Here is a 24920-nt window from a genome sequence, read left to right as displayed (position 1 = left end):
TAAGACAATACTACTTCGTCATTTTAAACGCAGCATTTAGTTGACCACGAATCATTTCATCTCGAATTTTATCTTTGTCTTTTTGTTTTTCTTTCTTATATATCTTCTTAATTTCATATGTTTGCATGCCATCTTCAATCTGGTTAGCGATATCCATTAATTTCTCTACATCGGTAAACGAGAATTTACGAGTACCTCCCCCTGACCGATCAGGTAGAATGAGACCTCTTTCTTCATAGTAGCGGATTTTTCTAAGAGATAGTCCGGTTAACTCACTGACAGATCCGATTGGTAAAACTTTTTTTTCTTTATAAGACATCTGCAGTCACTCCCTGTGAACATATTCATAATGCAGCTATCGCTACATATACTATTGAAGTCATCTTATGAAACTGGCAATCTTGTATCATTATAGCATAACAAGTTAAGGTTGATGACTATGATGTTAGGTTATCTGACGTATGATATGTTAAGTGTGTTAAAGGTGTGTAAGAAAAGGTGCCAGTAATGTTGCGGATTTCTAAATAGGGTGTAAGAATGGAAGAGTGCAAACGGTTGTATAAGATGATAAGGAGGATGTTGCCATGACTTATAAAGAAACCGTTTTGATTACAGGAAAAGTAACGATGTCTTTTATTATGGACTTTGTAAAGAGTGCGAACCTTTTCAGTAGCTATATTATCGTTGAAGTTGATGGGAAGAAACTTAATGCAAAAAGTCTATTGAGTATGGGGAGATTAACTGGACATTTTGGGCCGATGACGATTATTTCAACGGGATTGGACAGTGAAGAGGCACTAGCGCATCTTAAGAAGCATTGTATAGTTGTACAGAGTAAAAGCGTTTAATAGAGAGAGGAGGTCTTTTTTATGTCGTTTTGCAAGCGTTCTATAAGCAGTTAAACCCGCCATCGGGAATGGCGGGTTTAACTGCTTTAGAAGTGATTTTGTTGTTCTAAGATTTTTCCTAATTCCTCAGATCGTTTCCTGGCTTCCGTAATACAGGCAGTTATAGCTTCTTCATACTTGTATTTCTCCAACATAGTTAAACCAGCCTGAGTTGTGCCCCCTGGACTTGTTACTCTTTCTCTAAGATGAGTTGCTTGCAAGTTCGTCTCACTAAGCATTTTAGCTGCTCCTGTAATCGTTTGAATGATTAAATGACGCGCGGTTTCCTGATCAATGCCGTTCAATATTGCTGCCTTTTCCATACATTCAACCATGTAATAGAAATAAGCTGGGCCACTACCTGATAAACCTGTAATGGCATTTAATTTCTCTTCTTTAACCTGAACAACTGTTCCAATCGTTTCGAACAACTGCTGAGTATATAATAGGTGCTCATGATTTGCGTATGTCCCTCTAGCGATTGCTGTGGCTGAATAGCCAATTGTTGCAGATGTGTTGGGCATCGCGCGAACGATAGGAGTCTTCGTTTGAAATGATTCCTCAATATAGGAAGTGGTAATCCCTGCCAGAACGGATATAATTACATGCCGATTAGTTAAATAAGGTGCAATGGTTTCTAAGGCTTGCGCGGCATCAATTGGTTTCATTGCTAGAACGAGAACATTGGAACGTCTGAGTAGCTTTTCTGCATTCTGTATAGTTCGAACACCATATTTCTCTTCAAGTTCAGCAAGTCTGTGGGAATTAGATCGGTTCATGATGACGAGTTGATCAGGATTTATGAATTGCCTTGTAATCATTCCTTCTATCATGGCTTCCGTCATAGATCCAGCACCAAGAAATCCGATGTTTTTCATTTCCACTTTTTCCATCCTTTCTATATAAAACGCCCACTCATCCTTATTAAAAGGACGAATGGGCGTAATCCGTGGTACCACCTTTTTTCGATATCATTAGATATCCTTGAACTCCCTATAACGTGGGAAGCGGCTATGTTTCCACAGCAGGCTAACGGGGCAGGTTCAAAGCTTAACAATGTTAAGGAATTTTTCAGCCGGTGAATTCCTCTCTCTGACACATGCCAATGCTTTTACTAATCTCGCTCAAAGCCAAGACGATCATTCTAATTTTACATAGTATGCAACGGAACTTAATAAATGTCAATCAAAATTATTAGAAAATTTCGAAGTAAACTATCTTACTATAATGACAAATAGAGGGAAGAGCGATAGAATGAAAGATAAAGAACGTAAAGCAGAGGTGGCGGAGGAATTGAATCTTATAAAAACGAATGAAGTTCTCTCAATTACGGTGCCAACACCGTTTGCGGTTGGTCCTGTCAATTGTTTTGTGATTAAAGGAGAAGCTATTACGCTTGTTGATACTGGTCCTCGGACCCCTGAGGCGAAGGCGGCTCTTGTTACACAACTTCAAAACAACGGATTAACATTAGAAGATATTGATCAGGTTGTCTTAACTCATCATCATCCAGACCATATCGGCTTTGTTGGAATGTTAATGGAACAAGGGAAGAGAGTGTTAGGTCATTGGAAAAATGATCGATGGCTACAAATGAGTGATTCATTTTTGAAGGAACATGAAACGTTCATGAATGGCATATACCGTGACGCTGGCGTCAGTGAACACTATTATAATCATGTTCAAGATACTAGAGGTTATCTAGCTTTTGCTGATCGTGCAAAATGTGATGTGCATCTTTCTGAAGGAGATGAGATTCCAGGATGTTCTGGATGGTCAGTTATGGAAACGCCTGGTCATGCTCAAAGCCATATTTCTTTACTGCATGAACAAAGTCATACGCTAATAGCTGGGGATCATTTAATTAAGAAGATTTCATCTAATCCGCTACTTGAGCCACCATATGTAAAAGGAACGGAGCGTCCTAAGCCGCTTCTTCAGCAGCGACATTCATATCAAAAAACGTTAGATGCTCACCTGTCTTACGTTTATACGGGGCATGGCGATCCTATTCTAAATCCGGATGAATTGATAAGAGAACGTTTCCTTAAGCAGGAAGAGCGGTCTGATAAAGTAGCATCATTTCTAAAGAATGAGCAGTTAACAGCTTTTCAGGCTTGTCAAAAGCTATTCCCTGGGGTTTATAAAAAGCAAATTGGCCTGACACTATCAGAAACAATTGGTCATTTAGACTATCTTGAATCTGAAAACATGATTAACAAAATGAAAAGTGAGGAAAAGACGTATTATACGTATAGAACATAAGGGGAGAAACAGATGAACAAGAATTTAAAAGACAAAGTAGTTCTTATTACAGGCGCTTCAAGTGGGATTGGGCGACAGTTAGCGATTGATTTAGCTAAACGGGGTGCAAAGCTGATACTAGTTGCTCGTTCTGAAGAGAAGCTAATGGAAGTGAAAAAGCAAATTGAATCAAGTGGTAGCTATTCACCAGCTGTCTGGACGATGGATGTAGGTGATGGGGAGCGAGTCGATCAACTTCTCCCAAAACTACTTGGTGAGATGCCTGCAATTGACATCCTAATTAATAATGCTGGTTTTGGGAAATTCGATGCTTTTATTGATGCGGATATGAAAGAGATTGAAGCGATGTTTGATGTGAATGTGATCGGATTAATGCGGTTTACATCCCACGTCCTGCCAGGAATGATCAAGGCGGGTAAAGGACATATTGTTAACATTGCTTCACAAGCAGGAAAGCTTGCTACACCGAAATCTTCTGGCTATTCTGCCTCTAAGCATGCTGTTCTGGGCTTCTCAAACAGCCTGCGAATGGAAATGAAGGAACACGGTATTTTCGTAACAACCGTCAATCCTGGACCTATCAAAACAAATTTCTTTGATATTGCGGATTCAAGTGGAACTTATACAAAAAATGTAGAAAAAATGATGCTTTCACCAGAAAAGGTCTCAGACGAAATTGTCTTGGCGATTCAGAAGGGTAAACGAGAAGTGAATTTACCTGGTTGGATGAATGCGGGAGCGAAGCTTTATCAAACAGCGCCAGGTCTTGTGGAAAAAGCAGCTGGAAAGTTTTTTAATCAAAAGTAAGTTGAAAGGGCATCGAGTGATGCTCTTTTTTATTTTTAGAGGATACGTAAGGTATGTTATGGAAGTGAAGTTCTACTATATAATTGTCTTGTAAGAAATAATCAACTTAACAATAGGAGTGACTTCCCATGCATTTTCGTAAAGCCACTGAAGAAGATTTGAATGCAATTGTTCGACTACTTAGCGATGATGAACTAGGTTCAGCGCGTGAACATTATAGAGAGCCTTTACCTGTAGAATATGTTGAAGCTTTCACGGCAATAGAAACGCAGGTCGGAAATCAAATAATCGTAGCAAGCGAAGGTCAAGAAGTCATTGGATGCCTTCAGTTAACAATCATTCCTGGTTTAGCAAGAAGAGGGATGAAGCGTGCGCAAATTGAAGCTGTACGTGTTCAAAAGAATTATCGTGGAAAAGGGATAGGAGAAGATCTTTTTAAAGAAGCCATTTCAATCGCAAAGTCAGAGCGGTGTGGTCTTGTGCAATTAACAACAGATAAGATGCGAAGCGATGCTCATCGGTTTTACGAACGGTTGGGTTTTACAGCTAGCCATGAAGGTATGAAGCTCATCTTTTGAGTTAGTTTTTCTTTATACTTTCCTCTCAATCTATGAACTTGAAATAGTAAACTGGTATATAGACTCTAGAAACTTTATAAGCGTGGAGGTTCAGAAATATGGAAGATGAACAGATAAGGATCTACGACCGTAACAGAAAATCAATAGGTGTTGCAACGCGTGAGGAAGTGCATTCAGTAGGGTATTGGCATGAGGTTTTTCAGTGCTGGTTTGTTAGTAGCGAAGACGGCATCGATTATCTTTATTTCCAACTTCGCAGTGATGTGAAGAGAGATTATCCAGGGCTATTAGATATTACAGCTGCTGGTCATTTATCAGCTCATGAAACAGTGGAAGATGGAGTAAGAGAAATTGAAGAAGAATTAGGAATCAAGGTATTATACAATGAGTTATTACCGCTAACCGTGACCCTGGCCAGTATCAAGAGGGAGAACATGATCGACAATGAAATAGCCAATGTCTTCTTGTATAAAAACGATCATTCGTTTGATGATTTCGATCTTCAAAAAGAAGAAGTAGCTGGACTTGTTCGAGCTGACTTAAACGATGTTTATAATCTATGGAAAGGAACGAGAGAAGCGGTTAATGTTAAAGGTTTTAAAATAAATAACAATGAAGAAAAAGTGTTTGTTGATGAGAAGGTAGACAAAAATCACTTTGTCCCACATCAAGATTCTTACTATAAAATGATTCTCAAGGAGATTAAACAACAGCTTTCACGCTAATCGTTCTTAGAAAAAATTTAAAAACGTCCTGGGAGTGTACTGATATGAGTTTATTTGAAAAAATAGATACGATCTGTCTGCAAGTTTATGATGTTGAACAATCAAGTGAATGGTATCAGGATGTAGTAGGTCTTAAAGAAGTTTACAAAGATAGAACATATCGGATTTTAAGTGTAGAAAATGGTGGAACACCGATAACGATTGAAGAAAATAAAGAGTTGATTGATTCTAGACATCATACTGTTTATCCTATTTTTTTCACAAAGGACATAACGAAAGCATTTACTCACCTTAAAGAGAATGGTGTTACGGTTGGTTCACTTAAACGCGATGGCACGAATTATTTTTTTGATTTTTTTGACCTTGATCATAATAAGTTACAAGTCTGCTATTGGAAGTAAACTAGGGAGATCAACCTTAGTCCGATCGTTGTAGTATGATAAACTATCAGTAGGGTTATTAGACTTAAACTTATTCGTAAAAGGAGAAGTAGTATGAATTGGTATATCAAAGGACTGAAGGATTACGTTAATTTCAATGGAAGAGCGCGACGGAAAGAGTACTGGTTGTTTACTCTTTTTAATATCATTATTTCCGTTGTCCTTTCATTAGTAGAATCAGTAGTAGGTTTGGCACTATTTCTAACCACCATCTATTCATTGTTTATTCTCTTGCCTTCGCTTGCTGTAACGGTTCGTAGATTGCACGACACTGGTAGAAGCGGATGGTGGATCTTAATTTGTTTGATTCCGCTTATCGGTGGTATTGTTCTCTTAGTATTTGCATGTTTAGATAGTGAATTGAAAGAAAATCGTTTCGGACCAAATCCTAAGTGGGATGAGAATTTTAATTAATTTCAAGCAAATACATAGTAGTAAACCGCCTATTAAGCTAAATGGCGGTTTTTTTATGTTCGGTTAATTTGGAGCGTGTACTTGACGAAATTTGAATCTAATGGTTAAATTATCTTAATTTTATAAAAACATTAGCTATGAAAAGAAGAGTAGGTATGCGTTGTTCGAAACAGAGACCTCCAGTTGCTGAGAAGGAGGGGACGTGCTTATCGAAAAAAGACTTGGAGCTTCGTTATAATCCTGTACAAGGGGAAAGGCGACGGGTTCTCCCGTTATAGAGGTAAGGTATACGGTTCGTGTACCTGTTGAGATTGATAGGGTGACGTATCAATAAACTGAGGTGGTACCGCGACTAACTTTCGCCCTCAAGAAGATAATTCTTGAGGGCGAAAGTTTTTTGTTGCTTATTTTAGAAGGGGGAAATTAGATTGGATCCACTATTTATGGAAATTGATTCAGAATTAGAGACAGAACGGTTGATTTTACGAATGCCAAAGCCAGGCGATGGGAAGGTAGTAAATAAAGCGATTAAATCTTCTATCGTCGAATTGAAGCCATGGCTCGGATTTGTACAGGAACTACCAACTGTTGAAGAAACGGAACTGAACACGAGAGAGGCGTATATTAAATTTCTAAGGCGCGAGAGCTTACGCTACCTTATCTTCTTGAAAGAAACAAATGAATTTGTAGGCTCAACAGGTTTTCACAATATTAACTGGAGCATCCCTAAGCTAGAGATCGGTTACTGGATTAATACGTCATATAGTGGATATGGTTATATGACGGAAGCGGTTGGTAAATTAACTGATTTCGCTTTAGATCACTTAGGTTGTAGAAGAATCGAGATCAGATGTGATCGTGAAAATGATCGAAGTCGTGCTGTTCCGGAAAGATTAGGCTTTTCATTAGAAGGAATCTTACGAAACGAGGATTTATCAATTGATGGCTCGAAAGTAACCGATACATGTGTTTATGCGAAAGTCTAATCTTTACTTATTTAGAACAGCGTTATTTTGCTATAGTTTGGCGAATACCTCTTTGAAGTAGAGCCTGTTTTAAAGTACTGAATATCTTTAATTCGTTTAGATTGATGCCCTTTGTAACCAATGAAAGAGCTGTTGATGGTTGAATTCCGCAAATACACATGGTGATACCGCTATACGTAAGTACCTTTTTCAATCGAATTAGACTGTTCACTGACGGTAGATCTAAGTGTGATACACCTGATAGGTCAATTAAAATATCGCTTAGCTGTTTGTCATTACATTGATTTAATGTTTCTTTCACAATTAAGTCGGCATGTTTGGCGTAAATTGAGCCTGTTATTGGCAGGAGAGCGAGGGTATCGGTAATTGGGATAATGGTGATGTGAAGTTGATCATTAGTTATTAGATCTGTTACTTGATGTTGACTGCGGTATCCTATGCAAATGTCGTTATACGTATACGTTACTTCTTCGATAATTGAATCAATTCGTTTACTAACATTCATAGAAAAGGCGGTGTGAGATCCCAATTGAATTTCTCTCATTGCTGCTTCAAAACTCACGTGACGAAAAAGCGTAAGCACTCTAAAGGATTCTTCAAGGGGGATCCCGTTTGAAATAGCAAGGTGGCCGGTTGCCTTTGCCCAGTTTCTAATATCGTTCTTTATTTCTTCATCGTTTTGATAGATGGCTTTGCCAATGTATTCGAGGAGCTCTGCTCGCCAATCAAGGATTTGATCTTCTTTCACTCTTGAAAGTTTTAACTTTTTGCCGTAGCTTTCATCCTGAAGTGAAAAGATCGATTTTCCTAACTTATATCGGTCAGTAACAATTTTATTTCCTATTTCAAAAAGAGTACTTTCCATTCGGTCATCCACCTTCTTCCTTTGAAATGATGCTTGAGACGAGGGTGCCGCTACTTATGTACAAATGTACCGTCTTTATTTCATTCGACTAAAAATGACGGTCTCCTTTAATTTGCTTCATCTTTCTCTTTAATCCTCTTTTTTCCAAAAAAAGAAAAGGTGGAATCCCCACCTTTTCCTTATCGCATGACACTTCCACCTGAAATTTTTAATGACTCTCCAACGATGTTACCTGACGCATTTGAAAGAAGATAAATGATGCTGTTGGCTACTTCCTCGGGTTGTGTAATTCGTCCTGACGGCATCGCTTCTTCAACAGCTTTCAATTCTTCTTCAAAGCTTTTGTTTTCTCTTCTTCCTTTCGATTCAATACTGTTTCTCCCCATCTCTGTATCAACAAATCCAGGGCAGACCGCGTTCACACGAATGCCGGCTCGGATCGCCTCATGTGCAAATGACTGTGTAAAGCCTGTTATCGCAAATTTCGATGCACTATAGGCTGTGTTACCGAAAGTTCCTCGAAGTCCTGAAAGGGAGGAAAGATTAACAATTGCTCCTTTTTGATGATTGTCACGCATATGTTGATAAACAAGTTGAGTGAGAAGAACGGTAGATGTGTAGTTAAGGTCCATCACCTTACGAAGATCTTCTTCTGTTAGTTTATCGAGCGTATCGCCACCACCAATTCCTGCTGAGTTCACCAAGCCAGTGATGCTTCCATTTTGTTTAATAGCGTTTTCTACAAGAGATGATCGATCTTGTTCACTTGTTAGATCAGCAGGAACACTTGCAACCTTCGCATCTGAAGAAAGCTGTTCGCACGCTTCTTTAAGTCTCTGAAGTTTCTCTTCATTTCTTCCTGTTATCGTAATAGTAGCTCCAGCTTGGACGGCTGCTTTTGCGGTTTCGTAACCAATGCCGCCGGTTGCTCCTGTAATCAGGATGTGATCGTGACTAAGTGCATCTTCTTTGAAAATCCCCATCATTTATCCTCCTTTAATCATCTAGCATTTTCTTTCCCGAACAGAGCTAGATAAAACCTGTTACAGCATACAAAAGACAAGCAGTCGCCGACTGCTTGTCTTCTAGATAACGATTATTGAACTCCTACTGCATCAAAAGCTTTCTTGACAGATTGTACTTCAGAGCTACTTGTTCCGTATAGGTCTGTTGCGGCTTGAACTGCAGCCGATCGCATTTGGCTGAAGTTCGAAGATGCTGTTAGGTACTGGGTAAGAGTACGATAGTAGATTGCACCAAGCTTATCTTTACCAATTCCTGAAACTGTAACACCATAGAATGTGCCACCTTCACTTAAAAGATAAGCAGCTTTGTTCATGATTCCGCTGTTGATATGAACACCGCCATTATCCTGAGTGCCTGTATAGCGTTCAGAATAGTGGGCTGGGTCACCAAACTGAGTCGGATCAGACATGGAACGTAGTGCATCTCCTGATGTTCCTGGAGTGTAAATGTCTTCTCCAATGAGCCAGTCTGGGTTGTTGTTGTCATGGAACTCAACTAGCGTTCCGAACACATCTGACATTGATTCATTCAATGCACCCGACTCATTTTGGTAAATGAGGTCTGCCGTTGTATCAGTTACAGCGTGCGTTAATTCATGCGCTACTACATCTTCTCCTCCAGATAGAGAGACAAATGTTGAGCCATCTCCGTCTCCATAAACCATCTGGCTACCATTCCAGAACGCATTATTGTAGTTGCGTCCATAATGAACTGTTGATTTTAGAGGAGCGCCGTTACCATCATAGCTGTTACGATTAAAAACATCTTTGTAATAGTCATACGTAGCACTAGCGTAATAGTGAGCATCAACTGCTGCCGCATCATAGCTTGCGTTAAATTTGTTATCTGCATCTGCCCAAAGTGAGCCTGGAAGCTTTGTACGGTTGGCTGCATCGTAAGTGAAGACGCCTCCACCTCTTGTTGTATCTTGTAAATAATAAGTAGAAGAAGAGAGGAGGGTATTGAATGATTTCTGGTCGCCAAGAACACCAGTACCAGTTCCTGTGGTAGTCGTTCCGGTTAACGTACCACCGCCGCCAGGCTTACCTACGCCTTCTTTTTTCGCTTCATGAAGCGCATTAAAACTTGTGAGAACTTCACCGCTCGTCGCATCAATTATGTATTGCCAGTTTCCTGGTTCAGGTGACAGGAAGTTAAGGGTCACATGGTATGCGTAAGTTGCAGAATCCCCTTCGTTATAGACGACAAGGTTAGATTCAGGTTTTTGCTCATAATCTGGTGAGAAGCCAAGATCTGTGTATGGATCCACTCAAACGGTCCACGTTGACCAAGATGGTGTCTTAACAGCTCTATCGGGTACAGTTATTCCAAATCTCGAATCAAAGAAAGAACTTAAGAAGGCAACAAAGTTCAAAAAGCAGGATGCTATTAAAAAAGCAGAGGTGTCCCTTCGTATAATTGCTGTAAACGAAACACAGTAAATCCAAGTTCATCTTTTTCTGTTGAAACAATTTTGAAAGAGTCCTGAGCTGATGAACTGAATTTATATAGACTCTTTTGCTCATTAAGGTAATCAAATAGGATTTCTGTTGGTGTTTTGGAGGAGGCTTTTGTGAGCTTTCCTGAAACAAAAGAAGGTGTGTCAGTTTCTTTATTCATGTTCGTGTCGTTTGCGGCAAATGAAGAGGTAGGAGCTAGCATGCTACTTACCAAACCGACGGATAAACCAATTGATAACAAGTTCTTCTTATTCATGTTATTTCCCCTTTGTAGTTAAGATGAGATCACTTTATCACAAAAGGTTAAATATTCAAACTATTTTAATAGTTTTGATAAATCAGACCTATACAAGTGTATACACAACCAGTTCATTTCACCTATAAATTAAATAGCCAACTGGTTCAAAAGTCTCGGTTGGTAATGTAGTCATAAACAAGATCGTGAACAAGTTGGTCAAGTTGTCGTCCTGCTGGAAGAAAGTACTTATTGATAAGAGAACGTATATTCGGGTAAAATACGGGTATATATAAAAGAGAACAAATGTTCCGATATGATTTTCATGGAAGGGGTGATGTAGGTGGATTATTCTAAGTTTCCAAAGAAAACAATTCTATGTATCGATATGAAGAGTTTCTATGCAAGTTGCTCAGCGGTAGAGATGGGACTCGATCCGCTCACATGTTATCTGGCTGTTGTAGGTGATACAGAGCGCCAGGGGAGTGTTGTATTAGCGGCTTCGCCCGCATTAAAGAAAGAGTTTGGTATTCGAACAGGTAGCAGATTATTTGAAATCCCGAACGATAAGAGGATCCATGTTGTTAATGCAAGGATGTCTTCCTATTTAAAACAGTCGATGGAAATCACGAGGCTTTTTCATCGCTATGTCCCGTCAGAATGTATTCATACGTACAGTGTGGATGAATCATTTCTACAGATCGACGGAACTGAGCGCCTCTTTGGCGACCGATTTGAGGTAGCGCAGATGATAAAAGATGAAATTAGTGAAACGTTCGGATTGCCATGTGCAATTGGAATTGGACCGAACCTTTTAATGGCTAAGCTTTGCCTCGATCTTGAAGCAAAGAAGGAAGGAATTGCGGAATGGACTTACGATGATATTCCTAAGAAGTTATGGCCACTTTCCCCGCTTAGTCAAATGTGGGGAATTGGTTCGCGCGTTGAGCGAACGTTAAATCGTATGGGCATTATGAACGTTAAACAGCTTGCGCATTACCCGTTACATCTTCTTGAGGAGAAATTTGGGGTTATGGGAAACCAACTTTATCACCATGCCTGGGGAATTGACCTTTCTGAAATGGGTGCTCCAATTATGCAGGGTCAGATAAGCTTCGGAAAGAGTCAAATATTGTTGCGAGATTACCATGATCAGAAAGAAATTAAACACGTCATTCTCGAAATGAGTGAAGAAGTTGCAAGGCGTGCAAGAAGAGCTGGAAAAGCGGGGCGTACGATTAGCCTTGGAATTGGATACAGTAAGGAAGAAGGCGGGGGAGGATTTCACCGTTCAAGGAGCATCGATAGTGCGACTTCGATCACGCTTGAAGTGTATGAGGTGTGTCTTCAATTATTTGAAGCCTTTTATGAAAAGAAAACAGTTCGCAAAATCTCGATTACCCTTTCTAACATTTGTGATGACGAAGAAGTGCAGCTTGATTTATTCAACACAAAGCGCCCGAAACAGCGAGATCTCGGCTATGTAATGGATTCGATCAGAGATAAGTACGGATCGTCTGCACTACTTCGCGCTGTTTCATATACCAAAGCGGGGACGGCGTTGCATAGAAGCAAGCTTGTTGGTGGTCACAAAGCATAGAAAGGAGATGATGACATATGATTCGTGATCGTGGCAATATTAAATGGACATCAATGATGTTACCTGAACACGTGAAAGAATTGCGCGACTGGAAGGCAGAAGAACGTCGAAAGAGTAAACCGGTGCTAGATGAACAGAAGATGGAAGAAATGAATGAAATCATTTGTGAAGCAATGGAATTTCACTATCCTCTCTATTTCCACTATTTCGAGAATGGCGAAACCAAAATTCTTTATGGGTATGTCCATTATCTGGACCAATTAAGCAGAGAGCTACGCATTCTTGATCAAGATGAGAGAAAGAGAAAGGTTTCCTTATCTAATCTCATTCATATAGAAACAGAATGAAGAAATCGAAACACTTCTCTAGAAGGGCAAAAGTTTTTCATTTAAAGATTGGGGTAAAATACGTATAAAGTGAAACTCTAGTAATGGGCTTATGCCCTTGAGCGTTCATGAAACCAATCGTCCCCTTAAAGGTGGAGAAACCGGAGTGAGATGAAAGATGTTATTGGCTCAAAATCTTAAACAGAACATAGAAAACATCAAAGGAATCGACATTCATTATGAATATTACAAGAACAATGATGCGGTTGATCGACCGGTATTGACGCTTCTCCATGGCTTTCTATCATCGAGTTTCAGCTATCGAAGACTGATTCCACTACTTACGAAGGCTTATACAGTGGTGGCAATTGATCTTCCGCCATTTGGAAAAAGTGAAAAGTCCAATCGTTTTGTGCATTCTTATCAGAATTATGCTGAAGTGGTTGTTGAACTGCTCGAAAGACTCTCGATTGAGCAGACCGTTATGATTGGTCATTCCATGGGAGGTCAGGTTGCGATGAGAGCATCAGCAATTAAAGAGGATTTGGTAAGTAAGAATATTTTACTGTGCAGCTCAGGATATCTTGAGAAAGCAAAGCAGAGTCTCGTGTACACGTCTTATCTACCCTTTTTCTCTGTCTACTTGAAGAGATGGCTTTATCGAAAAGGAGTGAAAGGGAATTTAATGAATTGCGTCTATGACCCAACACTCATTGATGAAGAAATGATGGAAGGCTATATTCAACCGTTCTTCAACGAAGGCATTTTTCGTTCTCTTGTAAGAATGATCCGTGATCGAGAAGGAGATCTTTCATCGGACGAATTGAAACAAATTCATACTCATAGCCTACTCATTTGGGGGGCGGACGATCGAGTCGTTCCGCTAAAGGTTGGCAAGCGTCTTAGTAATGATTTGCCGAACGCTGAATTAATCGTCTACGAAAAAACAGGTCACCTTTTGCCTGAAGAGCGTCCGAGTTTAATCATGAGGGATATAGAACGCTTCATTCAGGTATAATTAAGACTGGCAGATAAGCTTCAAGAAAGGGAGAAGGTTAGTGAACATCATTCAACAAAATAAAGACGCTGAATACATGCGTTATGCTTTATGGTGGCTAGTGTCAATCGTAACGTTGAAGAAGATACCTAAGATTGAGATGAAGAAAATGGAAGTGAAAGAAAGCTTGAAATCAAATAGGCACATCATGTAAACTCCTTTTATAATAAGGGAGTTTATTTTATTCCGTTATTCGTAGTTGACTCATCAGAATAATGCGTGATAAAGTGAAGCTTCAATAAAAAGGAGGTTTACTCCTCTATTAGAGAGTAGATCTGCGTAACTGCATATTTCTTATTAAGAGAAGTGGAGGGATCTGGCCCAAAGAAGCTTCAGCAACCTCTGTTCATCAGAAAGGTGCTGCTTCCAGCAAGAGTAATCTTGAGAGATAAGAGCGAACGTCCTCTTCTCTTGAAGTGGGCTTTTTTCGTTTGACTAGAATAGAAGAAGGAGATCACAATTATGGAAAACCAAATAAAAGGGAATGGCATGGCGCTACTTCCTCTCGCCGTATTTATTATACTTTTTATTGGAACAGCAATCGTAACAAATGATTTCTATAGTATGCCAGTTATTCTAGCGTCATTAATTTCGGCAGGTGTAGCACTCTCAATGAACAGAAAAGAAAGCTTCATGAAGAAGGTTGAGATCTTCTGTAAAGGGGCAGGGAATTCCAATATTATCTTAATGATACTTGTCTTTTTGTTAGCCGGAGCCTTTGCTGCTACAGCTGAGAAAATTGGTGCGGTTGACTCAATTGTTAATCTAGGGATTTCCATTCTCCCACCCAACCTCTTAATCGTAGGCTTATTTCTGATTGGTTGTTTTATTTCAATTTCAATGGGTACATCGATGGGAACAATCGTCGCGCTTGCCCCAATTGGGATCGGGATTGCAGATCAAACAGGTGTCGCTCCCGCCCTTGCGTTATCAGCGGTAATTGGTGGTGCAATGTTTGGTGATAACCTTTCGATGATTTCAGATACAACCATTGCAGCGGTACGAACGCAAAACACACAAATGAAGGATAAGTTTAAAGTTAACTTCTTTATCGTGTTACCCGCAGCTATTGTTACTGCAGTCATTTATGGTATTTGGACAATGGGTGAGCAAGCTGTGGTTAGTGGAGAACATGCTTTTGAATTCATTACAATTCTTCCTTATCTAGGTGTTCTAGTAGCTGCAATTGCTGGTGTTAACGTACTCGTTGTCCTCGTCAGTGGTGTCTTTTTTGCAGGAATAGTAGGGCTTTATAATGGTGCTTTTGGAATGAGTGGGCTTGTTTCCACGGTAACAGAAGGCATTAAAGGAATGGAAGACCTTGCTATGATTGCGCTTGTTATTGGTGGCATGATTGAAGTGATCAAGCATAATGGAGGAATTCAGTTTGTACTCGACCGAATTCTAAGTCGAGTAAAATCTCGTAGAGGTGCCGAGTTCGGCATTGCAGGACTCGCAAGTGTTCTCGATTTATCAACCGCAAATAACACAATTTCCATTATCATGGGAGGGCCCCTTGCAAAAAACATTTCCGAAGAGTACGGCGTTGATCCTCGGAAATCAGCGAGTATTCTAGATATCTTTGCAGGTAGTGTTCAGGGAATGCTCCCATACGGTGCTCAGGTGCTTGCCGCCGCAGGTTTAGCATCCATATCGCCGCTTGCGCTACTTCCATATTCGATCTATCCTATATTAATTGCTGTTGCTGGAATTGTAGCCATTATGATTAATTATCCATCATTTGAAAGAAAAGAAGCAAAGGACTAAATTAGCATAGAAAAGACAGGCAGCTCACTTCAAGCCGCCTGTCTTTTTTTTATCCCTCAATTTGTTTTTGAAGATGAACAATACGTTGAGGAAGAATGTATAAGTATTCGATTAATGAATCTAGTAGATCAATAATAAGATTTGCTGTTTCTTCACTAGTTGCTTTCTCAAGACAAAGCAAGTTATTTAAGTTGCTGCCTTTCCCGAGGAGGTGTCCTAGCTTCACGATGGGTTCTTCTAAATCAATTTGCTTTGCAAGTGTCTCAAGTTGTTTAGAAAGAGGTTGTCCTAGTTCATTATCTGATAGAAAACTTCCGGTGATGCTCTCAAGAACTCGATTTGCCATGACGGCTGTAGCGGTCCAATCCTTCATATTATGTACATTTACAGCGGAACGGTAAACCCGTTCAAGATCATCAGGAAGTCGTGCAGTACTAGCTAGTCTCCCTAGTGGTTCGCGTGTAAATGATGTTTGATGAACGAATAGCTCTACTTCTTCTCCCCGGTCGTTATGTGAGGTTTTAATTAAGATGAAAAGGACTGCTTCTTTACAAACGGAGCAGCGGGAAAGAGTTGAGAACACGGCCTGATTAATTTGATAATCAAATTTCAGTTGAAAAGAGGCGTCGTTCCCACATTCAGGACATTCGGTGTTAGCGGATTTTGGAAGCTTTGTTTGCCCGTATTTAACAACTGAATTGATTGTTGTCTGTTGTATCTTTCTCATCAAATACCCCCTGGAATGATTTTGAGCTACCTGGTGTGAAACATGGTGAAATCAGCGAAGTTCATAGATGGATTTATTAGTTAGAATTATTGGAAAATTACGTTATCAACTTATAATATTCGTCCCCTTTGGGAATATAAGGGGGTTTAATAGTGTCTTAAGATCACCCCTTCTATGAAATGAAACGAAAGTCCTTAACACCTCTCGAGAAAATAGTACCAAAATTATGAATAAATTGACAGGTTGGGGGTGCGAATTCTAAACTAAAGATTAATGGATCTAAGGAGGTAAAGTTATGCAAGGACTTTGGAATCAGTTATGGAATGAGCACCATCGAGCAAAGGAGCTGTTAACATTCGCTTCTTCAAACACGAGTGGAATCCCTTCTCAAACATCACAAAAAAATACTGGAATAAAGCAATCCGAACCCGATCCGGTTTATGATAGGCGGAAATTGACAGGTCTACTTCTGGGTCCTGCACTGTTCTTGTGTTTAATGATCTTTTTTCACCCGTCAGGACTCTCTGCTGCTGGATTAGCTATTCTAGCAAGTACTGTATGGATTGCAACGTGGTGGATTACAGAAGCTATTCCGATTCCCGCTACATCCCTACTACCACTGATTTTATTTCCCTTAACTGGTGGGCTTGAGGGTGATTTAACAGCTTCTGCTTATGGGGATAATACGATCTTTCTTTTTATGGGTGGTTTTCTGATTGCGCTTTCAATGCAGAAGTGGGATCTCCATAAACGGATTGCACTTGTAATTATATCAGCTATCGGAACAAGTACAGAGAGAATTGTGCTTGGTTTTATGGTTGCAACGGGATTTCTCTCTATGTGGATTTCAAATACAGCTACATCAATGATGATGGTACCGATTGGACTTGCTGTCATTTATCAAGTTTCTGAACAGCTTGATATGGATACAGATGAGGGAGCACCACGTTTTAATTTTGGAAAAGCAATTATGCTTGGAATTGCATATAGTGCTTCAATTGGCGGGCTTGCGACGCTCATTGGTACACCGCCGAACACGATCTTTGCAGCTGTTGTGAACGAGCTATATGGAATTGAAATATCATTCGCACGATGGATGATGTTTGGTGTTCCATTAATGTTGATCCTTCTGTTCGGATGCTGGTATTATCTTGTGAAAATGGCTTTTCCTATGAAAATAAAAGAACTCCCTGGAGGCAAAGAAGTCATTACGAAGGAAAGAAGGAATCTCGGATCCATGTCAGCTGAAGAAAAAGTAATTCTTGCTGTCTTCTCGCTTACAGCGCTTGCATGGATTAGCCGTTCATTCGTACTAAGTGAGCTTAATCCAAACATCAATGATACCGTGATTGCAATGACGGCAGCTCTTATTCTATTTCTAGTACCAGCACCTTCAAAGAAGGGCGCTTTTCTACTAGATTGGCAGACTGCCAAAGGACTTCCGTGGGGCATTCTGCTTCTATTCGGAGCTGGTCTTGCGATTGCGTCAGGATTTCAGGAATCAGGACTTGCCCAATGGATTGGAGATCAATTAACGATTCTTTCAGGTATTCACCTTTTCGTTATCTTGCTCCTTGTCACAACGCTCGTTATTTTCTTAACAGAAATCACATCAAACACAGCAACAGCAACGATGATGTTTCCGATTATGGCATCTCTTTCATCAGCCATCTCGGTTCACCCTTATGCCTTAATGATTGGTGCTGGAGTAGCGGCAAGCTGTGCCTTTATGCTTCCGGTTGCAACGCCTCCAAACGCCGTAGTCTTTGGATCAGGTTATTTGAAAATTCCTGATATGGCAAAAGCAGGATTCTGGCTAAATATAACCTCGATCGTTATTATTACTATTGCTATCTATTTCTACATGCCAATTGTGTGGGGAATTGATCTGACTCAATTTCCTGATGCTTTAAAATAAACAGTAAGTAGACAAAAAGGTGCTGATACTTATGACCGATCTACCGGTTAACAACAATCAATACACATCGAAAGATTCCGGTTTCTGGCGAGCAGCGGTTAGCCTTGGCTGTGGTGCCTTGCTAATTTTCTCAGCACTATATGCTTTTCAACCATTGTTGCCTGTTTTTGCAGCTGAATTCAAGCTCACTGCGACCACGTCTAGCTTGCTCATGTCAACACCAGTAATAACGATGATTCCAGGTCTTCTTGTACTTGGATTTATCTCAGACCGGTACGGAAGAACAGCCGTTATGAAGATCTCACTCTTATTAGTCGTCGCAACCTTACTTGCGATGCCGTTTGCAGAATCTTTTCTATTGTTGATTGTAATTCGATGTATCGAAGGTTTTTTTCTTGCTGGCATTCCTGCAGCAGCCATGGGTTATCTTGCAGATGAGGTAGATCCATCAAGTGTCGGACTTGCGACAAGTATCTACATTGCGAGTAACGCAATGGGAGGGCTAAGTGGACGAGTTGCAACAGGGTATCTGACGGACCTGTACAGCTGGAAGATAAGTTTTCTTGTGCTAGCAGCCTTTGCGGTGGGTGCTACACTTTGCTTTTTCTGGCTTCTTCCCGCTTCTCGCTTTTTTAAAGGAGGAAGTGGAGGTGTTATGAAAGATATGAAAGGAATGCTCGTCCACTTGACGGACCGAAGATTGCTTTCGCTATTTACCCTGGGGTTCCTCATTCAGGTCATCTTCACAGGGATATGGACATACCTGCCTTTCTACTTAGAACAGGAGCCGTTTTCTCTTTCATTGAAATGGATTTCACTCACTTATTTTGCGTATATACTTGGTGTGATTTCACCGCCTGTAGCTGGAAGGCTTTCATCTGATGTTGGTCTTCGGCGCACGATGATGGCTGGATTATTTATTCTTGCTGGAGGTGCGGCACTAACGCTCTATCATGGTTTTACAATTGTCATTGTAGGGCTATGTACGGTTTGCGCTGGCTTTTTCATCGCACATTCTATGGCGTCTGCGTCTGTTGCAAGTACAGCAGAGCACCATAAGAGCGGTGCTTCAAGCTTCTATCTTATTAGCTATTATGCAGGCGTAGCAGCTGGTAGCTCAGGGGTAGGTGTTCTATGGGATTGGTTAGGCTGGGGTGGCGTCATTAGCTTACTCATTCTCATTGTGCCGCTGCTGATGCTATTTACGAACAAACGAGTATCGAAACGATATAGCCATCATGCCTTAGAGGAGGGTATAAAATGAAGATACGACAAGCTGTAGCAGGTGATGAAGAGGGGGTGGGTTTGCTTTTATCAGATATGGGCTATCCGGCACCAGCTTCACAGCTTAAAGAAAGATTAAAGCCTATTATGAATAACAGCTCTTATGTCACGCTTGTTACTGAAGAAAACGGAACGCTCATTAGTATGCTAGGCATGCATTTTGAACATTCATATGTGTCGGACATAGTGGTTGCGAGAATCATTACAATGGTAACAGCATCGGACTACAGACAAAAAGGAATCGGAAGAACGCTACTTAATGAAGCGGAAAAAAGAGCGATTGAAGCAGGGGCTACACTTGTCGTTCTAAATAGTGGGAATCGTGACGAGCGCAAGGCTGCTCACAAGTTCTACGAAAGCTGCGGTTTCAAGGCGAAGTCAACAGGCTTTTACAAACCAATTGGTTGAACAATAAAAAGCCTCACAACCCTATTTCACGGATTGTGAGGCTTTTCTTATTGTCGCGTAAATCCTTCTTCATCGAGGTATTGAACAGCTTCATTTTTGGATGGGAATGTGCCGTCAAGTATATCTCCAGCGTATACATTCCAGAGCTCTAGCTCAGGCTCATACATCAGTTCAAGCGTTTGATCTTCATCATTCATCCAGAATTCTGATTCAATATCTGATCCTGGAAGTACTGAAAGAGAGTGAATGGACTCACCAATAATTTTACGAAGCTCATTGCTTGAGAAATCACGGATATTGACCATGCCTCTCTCATCCAATGGATACCCTTCAATCAGATCACCAAACACATAGCCGTTGCCATTTGGGTGAAGGTGATACACAACGTTTTTCTTATCTATAACTGCTTCTTCGTAATGGAAGTTAACACGACCAAGCGAAACATCTTTTCGAGTAAGTTCAGGGAACGATGATTCAATGATTTCTAATTTTTCTTCAAAAGTTAGCATAATGCCTCCATGTGCTTAAATAGTCTTTCTGTACAGTTTAAACAGGTACACCCCTATTCAAACGTGCCGCACCTTATCTTATCACGGGTTCTTACAAAATTGTATGCTTTCTCTGCAGTTCATGAAGAAAATCATGAATTTGCGCTTTGTTTTTTAGTTTGATTACTGTTTTGTTTTGTCCCATCTGTTTAAATTGCTCGAATCTCTTATACATTTTTTCTTTTCGTGGGTAGTAAGTTGTCCAGATGAATTTAAGAAAGGATAATTCCATTTTTTCTTTGCATCCTTCACCCATGTCAGGTCTTGTTTGACCAAGATGAGTTACCCAACGTTTGAGAACGCGATAAAGACAAACAAGTCGTGGCACCTCTAAATAAATAATCGTGTCAGCATGCGTAGCACGTATATCATATGTATTGCTATAATTCCCTTCAATAATCCAGCTTGGAGAAGTAACGATTTCCTCCTGAGAAGAACGAAACTCCTCTATAGTTGCTTCCTTCCATCCAGGTTTCCAGAAAAGCGCATCAAGATGATGCACGTCAATTTGAAGGAGATCCCCAAGCTTCCTCGCAAAAGTGGATTTGCCTGCGCCAGCCGAAATACCCATTACTATAATACGTTTCATAAGAACCCCCTCTTAACTAGTATCCTTCAAAAGTTTACCAGAAAGATTAGGTAGTGTGTTCCATCAAAATTGGAATAGATGCAACTTTCTTATTAAGGTAGAATAAAGAGAAGTTAATTTGAATTAAAAGGTAGGTTAGAGAGATGGATTTACAAGAAGTTGTTCAGACAGCTAAAAAGCTTGTATTGTCCACATTTCCTAGTTGCGAAGCAGCATTTCTTGCAGGAAGCGTTGTAAGGGCTGAGGCAACCAAAACGTCAGATCTTGATATTGTTGTGTTTGATTTATCTGTTTCAGCTTCGTACCGTGAGAGCTTCTTCCATAAAGGGTGGCCGGTGGAGTGGTATGTACATAATCTACAAAGCTACCAATTTTTTTACGAAGAGGACTGCAAACGAGCGAGGCCATCATTGCCTAGGATGGTTTCAGAAGGTATCATTCTTCAGGACAATGAGAGCGCCATTCGGTTACAAGAGGAAGCAACGTCTCTTCTGCAAAAAGGCCCAGAAAAGTGGGGAGAAGAAACGATCGTAATGAAGCGTTATTTTCTTACAGACGTTCTGGATGATTTCATCGGTGCTACAAATAGGGGAGAGGAATTATTTTGTGCAGCTACACTAGCTGAGCAGCTTCATGAGTTTTTCCTCAGAACAAACAATCAGTGGATTGGATCGTCTAAATGGATTGTCCGTGCACTTAAACAGTATGACTCCAATTTTGCAGAGGAGTTCGTTAAAGCTTTTGACCACTATTATATTATGAGAGAAAAGGAAGCTGTGATCTTGCTTGTTGATCAAGTGCTCGCTCCTTTTGGTGGCCGCCTATTCGATGGATTTTCACTTGGAAAGAAGTAAGTTAGAGTAAGAAAATAAAATCAATAGTTCAATAGTTTCACGTACAAGCTGTCATGCTATTTGATATTTCATTGGTATGTTATCCTCAGTTTAATATCAGAATTAGTGCCGAGGGAGGGAGCGTGTTGAGAATCATAAAGAGTATGCTAACCATCCTTCTACTAATAGGCAGTGGTGTCGTTGTACTAACGATAGCAAACGACTACATTCCATCATCAGGTTTGTTCGAGAGAGAAGAGGTTCCACCACCAAGCAGTCTCCATTCAACAGTCAGAGAATCAAAAGATACGTTGATTACTAGATCTGCTCAGAAAGGAATTGAAGTTGTCATAACCGATGGCCATCGGACCGAACAGGAGCAAAATGAACTCTATGAACGTGGACGTTCAAAAGAAGGTCAGGTAGTGACAAACGTAGCAGGTGGAGAATCTTATCATAACTATGGGTTAGCTATTGATTTTGCGCTGAAATTAGATGATGGCGATGTCGTCTGGGACATGAAACGTGATGATAATGCTAATGGAAAAGCTGATTGGATGGAAGTGGTATCAATTGCGAAAGAATTGGGATTTCAATGGGGCGGAGATTGGACAAGCTTTAAAGATTATCCTCATCTCCAAATGAATTTTGGTTTATCCATACGAGAATTGAAGTACGGGGAAAGACCTGAAACAGGCGAGTACGCTGCAAAATAAAAATATAAAAATAATAGAAAAAGAGGTTTATCTATTTATTTACGGGGGTAAATTTAAACTAACATAATTTTCCCCCTTTTAACCGTCCGATTAATCGGGCGGTCTTTTTTTATGAATCAAAAGTTATGGTAATACTGGAAAGAATTAATAGTGAAAGCTATTTACCTCCTATGTTACTTTGAAATAGGACAAATTTTAAGGAGGTAGATGATTAGTGTTTAAGAAAATTTCGATGTTAGGCATCGCAGCTTTTTGCGTTCTATCATTTTCACTACCAACACAAAGCTCTGCCGAGGATCAAACGCATACCGTTCAAAAGGACGAATCAATATATAAAATTGCAATGAAATATGGTGTACCGGCAAAGCAAGTACAAGCTATGAATAATAAAAACAATGCTGAAATTACCCCTGGCGAAGAATTACAGCTTCCCGTTGTGCCGAGTGAATATGAGAAAGACCTTCTTAGTCGACTCGTTGAAGCTGAAGCAAAAGGAGAAAGCTATGCAGGTAAAGTTGCTGTAGCGACTGTTGTTCTAAACCGAGTAGAAAGCGACCGTTTCCCTGATTCTTTACATGGTGTTATTCATGATGGAATTCAATTCTCACCGGTTCTAAATGGGACGATTAAACAACCAGCTAGCTCAGAATCTGTGAAAGCAGTTCAAGAAGCACTTGCCTATCAAGGCTATGACAGAGAATCACTTTATTTCTATAATCCAGATAAGGCACAAAGCAGCTATCTTAGCAATAAAGAAGTAACAACTGAAATTGGAAATCATGTGTTCTTAAGATAAATGTCAAAGGCAAACACTCTGTACAGGGTGTTTGCCTTTTTGAATTATTAAAAAAAGGGTACGTCGTTGCAATATTGTGAGAAATTTGAAATAATTTCTAATATAAATGCTGGTTTGTGAATAGATTTGGATGGACCATCTAAGAAAATGAAACGCTAGGAAAAATCTTAGCTCATGGTGGGTACTGTGCTGTTTTTCGCTCGTTCCCAATTCGATACGTCGCCTCTAATAATTCTATTATTTATAGGAGTAATATTGATTATTTAGATTTTAATGAGAATAAGATTCATCACGATATCGGACTAGAGTTAGTAAATATTCTTTTTGATAGAGAAGTTAAGTTCCTACTATTCCCTCCATCAACGATAACCAAGGAAGGGATAAAGACGAATGAAATGTTGAGGTTAGAATGAGAATGAATTAAATCAACCATGGCAGGTGATTTAAATGTCAGTTAAAGTAGAGCAATTCCCATTTCCATTTACAGAAGAACGTTATGTCTATTCGAATAATTCTTCGCTTATAGAACCGACTCGCTCCGTCACGATGACAGATCGTTATGTAGAAGAAATTCAATTAAAGAGAGAGCTTTTACAAGCAAACCATAAAAGGTGCTTTCGCTCGTTACCAATTTCCCTAGAATCACAGTGGGAAGCTATGAGGCTCATTTTTACCGAATTAGCGAAGAATGAACCTGAACATTTTTCTCTGGAACAGCGTGGAAAGGAATATAGTTTCCAAAACCATTTACTAGGGGAAGAAGAAAGGTTCGTATATCGTGATTCTTCTTCTATAGAACTCCTACCTCTAGATATCATAGGACGTCATGTTCAAGAGGATCTTATCATCATGGGTGACCGGCATGATGGACTATTTCTAGAAGCGGGTCAATTATGCTTCCCTTCTAATTGGTCGTTGACGTTTGTATTAGGTATGGAATTTAAATCCATTCACACCCCTGTCCCAGGTATTAATCAAAACGACTTTATTGGTAAAGTAGAGAGATTTATTTCAAGAATACGTCTGAACGAAGCTTGGGAAAGAATGAATTGGTCGATGACCATTTCAAATAAGCTTGATACGCCGCTTGAAACGTATGCAAATTGGGGAAAGTTCCGACTCGAAGTTACGGATGAGAATGTTGGAGAGTTGGTGCATTTACGAGTCGAAGTTCAGCGATTAGTAAGGTTGCCGATGACGAACGATATCCTTTTTTCAATTCATACCTACTTATTATCGCTTAATGACTTGATTCAGAATGACCTTTGGCTGAAAAGGTTCTACACTACTATGCAATTCCTTCCTGACGATATAGCGGAGTACAAAGGGATAGCGCTATATAGAAACGAACTCATGCATTTTCTAGAGAAAACTTTGATTGAAAAAGGTCTTTCTTTATGACCGAATTTAAAATTAACCGACGGGTAGTCATCTTGACGAATCAACGATATCTCTTTCAAGCGAATGATAAAGTTCGTAAATTAACGGAGGAAGGATATAAATGTGAAGTTGTTATTATGCCAACCACTCTAAATAAAGCTGAGCAACTACTGGCTCGACAACCGTTAGGAAGTGTTATTGGCATATATCTCGAAGAAGACAGGGCACAGGCTATCGAATATCTAGCACTTTCCGTGGGCTTCTCCAAGAATGATATTTGGAT

At 40.0% G+C, this 24920-nt stretch carries 27 protein-coding genes, 1 pseudogene, 1 riboswitch and 1 other annotated feature; of the genes and pseudogenes, 20 read left to right on the top strand and 8 right to left on the bottom strand.

All coding sequences use genetic code 11. The features are described from left to right. Positions 1-10: 10 nt before the first annotated feature. The gene (locus JI666_RS05350) at positions 11-319 is read right to left on the bottom strand and encodes a MerR family transcriptional regulator (protein ID WP_206889663.1); all 309 of its coding nucleotides are present in this window, start codon (positions 317-319) and stop codon (positions 11-13) included. A 265-nt stretch (positions 320-584) separates the two neighbouring features. Between JI666_RS05350 and JI666_RS05345 the strand changes: the two genes are divergently transcribed. Next, positions 585-848, top strand: coding sequence for an HPr family phosphocarrier protein (locus tag JI666_RS05345; protein WP_206889662.1), 264 nt, complete (start codon positions 585-587; stop codon positions 846-848). 86 nt (positions 849-934) lie between these two features. Here the strand turns inward: JI666_RS05345 and proC are convergent, their stop codons facing one another. After that, positions 935-1771, bottom strand: a complete 837-nt coding sequence (proC, locus tag JI666_RS05340) for a pyrroline-5-carboxylate reductase (protein WP_349769302.1) — start codon at positions 1769-1771, stop codon at positions 935-937. A gap of 370 nt (positions 1772-2141) precedes the next feature. Between proC and JI666_RS05335 the strand changes: the two genes are divergently transcribed. The 7 genes from JI666_RS05335 to JI666_RS05305 all read left to right on the top strand — a co-directional run bounded on the left by JI666_RS05335 (position 2142) and on the right by JI666_RS05305 (position 7102). Further along, positions 2142-3152, top strand: coding sequence for an MBL fold metallo-hydrolase (locus JI666_RS05335; protein ID WP_206889660.1), 1011 nt, complete (start codon positions 2142-2144; stop codon positions 3150-3152). Positions 3153-3164: 12 nt separating this feature from the next. Beyond that, positions 3165-3959 carry an SDR family NAD(P)-dependent oxidoreductase gene (locus JI666_RS05330; protein ID WP_206889658.1) on the top strand — a complete coding sequence of 265 codons (795 nt, stop codon included), beginning with the start codon at positions 3165-3167 and terminating at the stop codon, positions 3957-3959. A gap of 128 nt (positions 3960-4087) precedes the next feature. Next, on the top strand, positions 4088-4537 hold the full coding sequence (locus tag JI666_RS05325) for a GNAT family N-acetyltransferase (protein ID WP_206889656.1): 450 nt from the start codon (positions 4088-4090) through the stop codon (positions 4535-4537). A gap of 98 nt (positions 4538-4635) precedes the next feature. Next, on the top strand, positions 4636-5262 hold the full coding sequence (locus JI666_RS05320) for an NUDIX hydrolase (RefSeq protein ID WP_206889654.1): 627 nt from the start codon (positions 4636-4638) through the stop codon (positions 5260-5262). A 44-nt stretch (positions 5263-5306) separates the two neighbouring features. After that, on the top strand, positions 5307-5663 hold the full coding sequence (locus JI666_RS05315; protein ID WP_206889653.1) for a VOC family protein: 357 nt from the start codon (positions 5307-5309) through the stop codon (positions 5661-5663). 93 nt (positions 5664-5756) lie between these two features. Beyond that, positions 5757-6116, top strand: a complete 360-nt coding sequence (locus JI666_RS05310; protein WP_206889651.1) for a DUF805 domain-containing protein — start codon at positions 5757-5759, stop codon at positions 6114-6116. A 128-nt stretch (positions 6117-6244) separates the two neighbouring features. Beyond that, positions 6245-6486 (top strand) — a binding site (T-box leader). Between the two features lie 58 nt (positions 6487-6544). Further along, positions 6545-7102, top strand: a complete 558-nt coding sequence (locus JI666_RS05305; protein WP_206889649.1) for a GNAT family N-acetyltransferase — start codon at positions 6545-6547, stop codon at positions 7100-7102. A 22-nt stretch (positions 7103-7124) separates the two neighbouring features. Here the strand turns inward: JI666_RS05305 and JI666_RS05300 are convergent, their stop codons facing one another. The 3 genes and pseudogenes from JI666_RS05300 to JI666_RS05290 form a co-directional block, all read right to left on the bottom strand. Continuing rightward, positions 7125-7967 (bottom strand): STAS domain-containing protein, encoded by an 843-nt coding sequence (locus JI666_RS05300; RefSeq protein ID WP_206889647.1) that lies wholly within the window; start codon positions 7965-7967, stop codon positions 7125-7127. Between the two features lie 179 nt (positions 7968-8146). Next, positions 8147-8953, bottom strand: coding sequence for an SDR family NAD(P)-dependent oxidoreductase (locus JI666_RS05295; protein ID WP_349769301.1), 807 nt, complete (start codon positions 8951-8953; stop codon positions 8147-8149). 110 nt (positions 8954-9063) lie between these two features. Beyond that, positions 9064-10709 (bottom strand): annotated as a pseudogene (locus tag JI666_RS05290) (M4 family metallopeptidase). Positions 10710-11076: 367 nt separating this feature from the next. Between JI666_RS05290 and JI666_RS05280 the strand changes: the two are divergent. From JI666_RS05280 to JI666_RS05260, 5 genes are all read left to right on the top strand, one after another. Then, positions 11077-12288, top strand: a complete 1212-nt coding sequence (locus JI666_RS05280; protein WP_206890372.1) for a Y-family DNA polymerase — start codon at positions 11077-11079, stop codon at positions 12286-12288. A 17-nt stretch (positions 12289-12305) separates the two neighbouring features. Further along, positions 12306-12635, top strand: a complete 330-nt coding sequence (locus JI666_RS05275; protein ID WP_206889641.1) for a YolD-like family protein — start codon at positions 12306-12308, stop codon at positions 12633-12635. A gap of 157 nt (positions 12636-12792) precedes the next feature. After that, positions 12793-13632, top strand: coding sequence for an alpha/beta fold hydrolase (locus tag JI666_RS05270; RefSeq protein WP_206889640.1), 840 nt, complete (start codon positions 12793-12795; stop codon positions 13630-13632). 40 nt (positions 13633-13672) lie between these two features. After that, the gene (locus JI666_RS05265) at positions 13673-13825 is read left to right on the top strand and encodes a hypothetical protein (protein WP_206889639.1); all 153 of its coding nucleotides are present in this window, start codon (positions 13673-13675) and stop codon (positions 13823-13825) included. Between the two features lie 137 nt (positions 13826-13962). Continuing rightward, positions 13963-14066: riboswitch (SAM riboswitch) on the top strand. Between the two features lie 67 nt (positions 14067-14133). Further along, entirely contained in the window at positions 14134-15438 is a 1305-nt protein-coding gene (locus JI666_RS05260; RefSeq protein ID WP_206889638.1) for a Na+/H+ antiporter NhaC family protein, read from the top strand. 49 nt (positions 15439-15487) lie between these two features. Here the strand turns inward: JI666_RS05260 and JI666_RS05255 are convergent, their stop codons facing one another. Next, positions 15488-16165 carry a hypothetical protein gene (locus tag JI666_RS05255; protein ID WP_206889637.1) on the bottom strand — a complete coding sequence of 226 codons (678 nt, stop codon included), beginning with the start codon at positions 16163-16165 and terminating at the stop codon, positions 15488-15490. A 295-nt stretch (positions 16166-16460) separates the two neighbouring features. On the opposite strand from JI666_RS05255, the gene JI666_RS05250 reads away from it, so the two are divergent. From JI666_RS05250 to JI666_RS05240, 3 genes are read left to right on the top strand one after another with little or no spacing between them, the layout of a single operon-like run. After that, the gene (locus tag JI666_RS05250) at positions 16461-18083 is read left to right on the top strand and encodes an SLC13 family permease (protein ID WP_206889636.1); all 1623 of its coding nucleotides are present in this window, start codon (positions 16461-16463) and stop codon (positions 18081-18083) included. Positions 18084-18114: 31 nt separating this feature from the next. After that, on the top strand, positions 18115-19347 hold the full coding sequence (locus JI666_RS05245) for an MFS transporter (protein WP_206889635.1): 1233 nt from the start codon (positions 18115-18117) through the stop codon (positions 19345-19347). Continuing rightward, on the top strand, positions 19344-19775 hold the full coding sequence (locus JI666_RS05240; protein ID WP_206889633.1) for a GNAT family N-acetyltransferase: 432 nt from the start codon (positions 19344-19346) through the stop codon (positions 19773-19775). Before JI666_RS05245 ends, JI666_RS05240 begins: the two co-directional genes overlap by 4 nt. A 47-nt stretch (positions 19776-19822) precedes the next feature. On the opposite strand, the gene JI666_RS05235 is transcribed toward JI666_RS05240, so the two are convergent. Continuing rightward, positions 19823-20284: a hypothetical protein gene (locus JI666_RS05235; protein WP_206889631.1), complete on the bottom strand. Its 462-nt coding sequence runs from the start codon at positions 20282-20284 to the stop codon at positions 19823-19825. Positions 20285-20375: 91 nt separating this feature from the next. Then, positions 20376-20912, bottom strand: coding sequence for a P-loop NTPase family protein (locus JI666_RS05230; RefSeq protein ID WP_206889629.1), 537 nt, complete (start codon positions 20910-20912; stop codon positions 20376-20378). Between the two features lie 143 nt (positions 20913-21055). On the opposite strand from JI666_RS05230, the gene JI666_RS05225 reads away from it, so the two are divergent. From JI666_RS05225 to JI666_RS05210, 4 genes are all read left to right on the top strand, one after another. Continuing rightward, positions 21056-21766, top strand: a complete 711-nt coding sequence (locus JI666_RS05225; protein WP_206889627.1) for a nucleotidyltransferase domain-containing protein — start codon at positions 21056-21058, stop codon at positions 21764-21766. A 125-nt stretch (positions 21767-21891) separates the two neighbouring features. Continuing rightward, the gene (locus tag JI666_RS05220) at positions 21892-22461 is read left to right on the top strand and encodes a M15 family metallopeptidase (RefSeq protein WP_286170603.1); all 570 of its coding nucleotides are present in this window, start codon (positions 21892-21894) and stop codon (positions 22459-22461) included. Positions 22462-22675: 214 nt separating this feature from the next. Continuing rightward, positions 22676-23257, top strand: a complete 582-nt coding sequence (locus tag JI666_RS05215) for a cell wall hydrolase (RefSeq protein ID WP_206889625.1) — start codon at positions 22676-22678, stop codon at positions 23255-23257. A gap of 447 nt (positions 23258-23704) precedes the next feature. After that, the gene (locus JI666_RS05210; RefSeq protein WP_206889623.1) at positions 23705-24658 is read left to right on the top strand and encodes a heme-dependent oxidative N-demethylase family protein; all 954 of its coding nucleotides are present in this window, start codon (positions 23705-23707) and stop codon (positions 24656-24658) included. Positions 24659-24920: the final 262 nt, after the last annotated feature.

This window comes from Bacillus sp. NTK071, from assembly GCF_017303315.1.
Classification (GTDB): domain Bacteria; phylum Bacillota; class Bacilli; order Bacillales; family Guptibacillaceae; genus Guptibacillus.
Note: the sequence above shows the minus strand (reverse complement) of the source record. Positions and strands in the feature narration are given on the sequence as shown.

What these genes read in the sequence shown, in the direction of transcription:
- JI666_RS05350 (WP_206889663.1), bottom strand. Translation starts at nt 319, where the DNA reads ATGTCTTATAAAGAAAAAAAAGTTTTACCAATCGGATCTGTCAGTGAG.
- JI666_RS05345 (WP_206889662.1), top strand. Translation starts at nt 585, where the DNA reads ATGACTTATAAAGAAACCGTTTTGATTACAGGAAAAGTAACGATGTCT.
- JI666_RS05335 (WP_206889660.1), top strand. Translation starts at nt 2,142, where the DNA reads ATGAAAGATAAAGAACGTAAAGCAGAGGTGGCGGAGGAATTGAATCTT.
- JI666_RS05330 (WP_206889658.1), top strand. Translation starts at nt 3,165, where the DNA reads ATGAACAAGAATTTAAAAGACAAAGTAGTTCTTATTACAGGCGCTTCA.
- JI666_RS05325 (WP_206889656.1), top strand. Translation starts at nt 4,088, where the DNA reads ATGCATTTTCGTAAAGCCACTGAAGAAGATTTGAATGCAATTGTTCGA.
- JI666_RS05320 (WP_206889654.1), top strand. Translation starts at nt 4,636, where the DNA reads ATGGAAGATGAACAGATAAGGATCTACGACCGTAACAGAAAATCAATA.
- JI666_RS05315 (WP_206889653.1), top strand. Translation starts at nt 5,307, where the DNA reads ATGAGTTTATTTGAAAAAATAGATACGATCTGTCTGCAAGTTTATGAT.
- JI666_RS05310 (WP_206889651.1), top strand. Translation starts at nt 5,757, where the DNA reads ATGAATTGGTATATCAAAGGACTGAAGGATTACGTTAATTTCAATGGA.
- JI666_RS05300 (WP_206889647.1), bottom strand. Translation starts at nt 7,967, where the DNA reads ATGGAAAGTACTCTTTTTGAAATAGGAAATAAAATTGTTACTGACCGA.
- JI666_RS05295 (WP_349769301.1), bottom strand. Translation starts at nt 8,953, where the DNA reads ATGATGGGGATTTTCAAAGAAGATGCACTTAGTCACGATCACATCCTG.
- JI666_RS05280 (WP_206890372.1), top strand. Translation starts at nt 11,077, where the DNA reads ATGAAGAGTTTCTATGCAAGTTGCTCAGCGGTAGAGATGGGACTCGAT.
- JI666_RS05275 (WP_206889641.1), top strand. Translation starts at nt 12,306, where the DNA reads ATGATTCGTGATCGTGGCAATATTAAATGGACATCAATGATGTTACCT.
- JI666_RS05270 (WP_206889640.1), top strand. Translation starts at nt 12,793, where the DNA reads ATGTTATTGGCTCAAAATCTTAAACAGAACATAGAAAACATCAAAGGA.
- JI666_RS05260 (WP_206889638.1), top strand. Translation starts at nt 14,134, where the DNA reads ATGGAAAACCAAATAAAAGGGAATGGCATGGCGCTACTTCCTCTCGCC.
- JI666_RS05255 (WP_206889637.1), bottom strand. Translation starts at nt 16,165, where the DNA reads ATGAGAAAGATACAACAGACAACAATCAATTCAGTTGTTAAATACGGG.
- JI666_RS05250 (WP_206889636.1), top strand. Translation starts at nt 16,461, where the DNA reads ATGCAAGGACTTTGGAATCAGTTATGGAATGAGCACCATCGAGCAAAG.
- JI666_RS05245 (WP_206889635.1), top strand. Translation starts at nt 18,115, where the DNA reads ATGACCGATCTACCGGTTAACAACAATCAATACACATCGAAAGATTCC.
- JI666_RS05240 (WP_206889633.1), top strand. Translation starts at nt 19,344, where the DNA reads ATGAAGATACGACAAGCTGTAGCAGGTGATGAAGAGGGGGTGGGTTTG.
- JI666_RS05235 (WP_206889631.1), bottom strand. Translation starts at nt 20,284, where the DNA reads ATGCTAACTTTTGAAGAAAAATTAGAAATCATTGAATCATCGTTCCCT.
- JI666_RS05230 (WP_206889629.1), bottom strand. Translation starts at nt 20,912, where the DNA reads ATGAAACGTATTATAGTAATGGGTATTTCGGCTGGCGCAGGCAAATCC.
- JI666_RS05225 (WP_206889627.1), top strand. Translation starts at nt 21,056, where the DNA reads ATGGATTTACAAGAAGTTGTTCAGACAGCTAAAAAGCTTGTATTGTCC.
- JI666_RS05210 (WP_206889623.1), top strand. Translation starts at nt 23,705, where the DNA reads ATGTCAGTTAAAGTAGAGCAATTCCCATTTCCATTTACAGAAGAACGT.